This window comes from Streptomyces sp. Ru73, from assembly GCF_002920575.1.
Lineage (GTDB): Bacteria > Actinomycetota > Actinomycetes > Streptomycetales > Streptomycetaceae > Streptomyces.
In genome coordinates this window covers 1-1,975 of sequence record NZ_PQSQ01000204.1, presented here as the reverse complement: position 1 = coordinate 1,975, position 1,975 = coordinate 1, and the positions used below count along the sequence as shown (strand labels likewise).

General features: G+C 81.0%; 1 protein-coding gene. It reads right to left on the bottom strand.

Features of this window, described 5'->3' with window-relative positions:
* Window positions 1-1,975: helix-hairpin-helix domain-containing protein (locus C3486_RS36525; RefSeq protein ID WP_103837127.1), on the bottom strand; the 1,975-nt coding region annotated here is incomplete at both ends.

The window sequence follows — 1,975 nt, the reverse complement described above, 5'->3', positions numbered from 1 at the left end:
TTCTCCGGCGCCTCGACCTCGGCCAGCTCGCCGATGCCGATGCCGGACACCAGCTCGCCGATGGGGCCGAAGTCGGGCGTGCGGGAGGCGACCTGCGGGCAGCAGCGTGCGGCGAGCAGGTCGGCGAAGAGCCGCCCGGGGCCGGCGGACCAGAGCACGCCGGGGTCGCCGCTCAGCACGAGGCGGACCCCGTCGGCCAGCGACTCGATGAGCAGCGCGGCGGTCTCCAGGTCCAGCTGCGGCGCGTCCAGGACGACGAGCAGGTCCAGGGCGAGGGAGCCGTCCGCGTCCCGGCCGGGGCCCTCGCGGCCGGCCAGCAGGCCGCTGAGCGTGACGGCGGCGGGGGAGGAGCCGGGCTCCGCGCCGGAACCGGCCGCGGCGGGGGCCCCGGACGGGACCTGACCTGCGGCCTCGTAGTGCGCGGTGGCCTCCGTGACGAGGTCGGCGAGCCGGCGGCGGCCGTCGGCGGAGTGGGTGGCGCCGACGGCCCGCAGGCCGAGCGCGCGGGCCGCGGCGATCAGCGCGGCCGGCTCGGCGCGGGCGGCCTCGCCGCCGGTGTGCGCGACCAGGCCGCTCTGCGCCGCGGCCCGGATCAGCGCCCCGGCGGAGGACGAGGGCGCGGCGGCCGCAGCGGCTTCCCAGCGGGCAGCCGACACCCGGACGGGACGCGGGGCGACGTCGTCGAGGGGCTGCGGGACGGCGGGGGAGCGCGGGGCGCCCTCCGCGGCCGCGGCAGCGACGTCGGGGCCGCCGGCGGCGTCGGGGCCGGGGGACGCGTCGGCCGGTACGCCGGCGGCCGCGTCGGCCGAGGCGTCGGAGCCGGTGTCCGGGGACACGACGGTCGCAGCGTCGGCGCCGGTGCCGGTGGACGCGTCAGCACCGGTGGCGGCGGAGACGTCGGCACCGGTGCCCGCGGACGCGTCAGCACCGGTGTCCGGGGACACGTCGCCCGGTACGTCAGCGCCGGTGTCCGCCGCCGCGTCGGCCGGTACGTCAGTGCCGGTGTTCGCCGCCGCGTCGGGGGACGTACCGAGGGCCGGGGCCGCCTCCGGGGTCTCATCCGTGGGGGACGACTCGGCCGCGGCCTCCTCGTCCGTCTCCGGGAGCGGCTCGAAGGTGTTGAGCAGGCGGGAGAGGCCGTCCGCGACGCTCTCCTCGGCCATGGCGAAGCGGTCGAGGCCGAAGAGCAGCCGGACGGGCTGCTCCTCGTCGTCCTCGGCGTCCGCCGGGCGCGGTGCCGCCGACGGGTCGTCCAGGGCGTCCTGGAACACCAGCACCTCGCCCTCGGCGATGGCCGTCTGCAGGGCCTCGTCCGGGTCCGGTACGGCCCGCGCGGCGAGCGCGGAGCGCAGGGCGTCCGCCTCCAGCGCGGAGTGGCCCGCCAGCGCTGCCTGCTCCAGGAGCCAGCCGATCAGCGCCTGGGCGCGGCGCTCGTCACCGGGGCCGCACTCGGGGCCGAGCAGGGCGCGGGCGAAGGAGTCGGCCTGCTCGGGCCGTACGCCCGCGACGGTCAGGAGGCGCCACGGGTCCTCGCGCAGCATCGCGCCCGCCTGCTCGCCGAGGGCCCGTACGGCCTGGTCGGCGAGGGCCTCGGGCGCGCCGCCGGCCGCGAGGACCTGGCGCGCGCCGGCGACGCCGGGCGCGGGCGGACCGCTCGGCGCCTGCCGCGCGGGGCCTCCCTGCGGGCCGGCAGCCGCCTGCGGGGCGGCCGGTCGAGCCGCCTGCTGACCACCGCCGGGCCCGTACCCGCCGGGGCCGTTCGGCCCGTACGCACCACCGGGGCCGCCGTTCGGCCCGTACGCACCGCCGGGGCCGGCAGGGCCACCCGGTCCGTCCGCTCCCGGAGCGGCGGTCGGGGCTCCCGGGCCTGCCGCGTGTCCGTGGGGCGGCGGCCCGCCGGGCACGCCGCCGGCCGCACCCCGGCCGCCCCCGGGTGCGGCCCCGGGAGCACCTGCCCGGCCGCCCCCGGCACCCT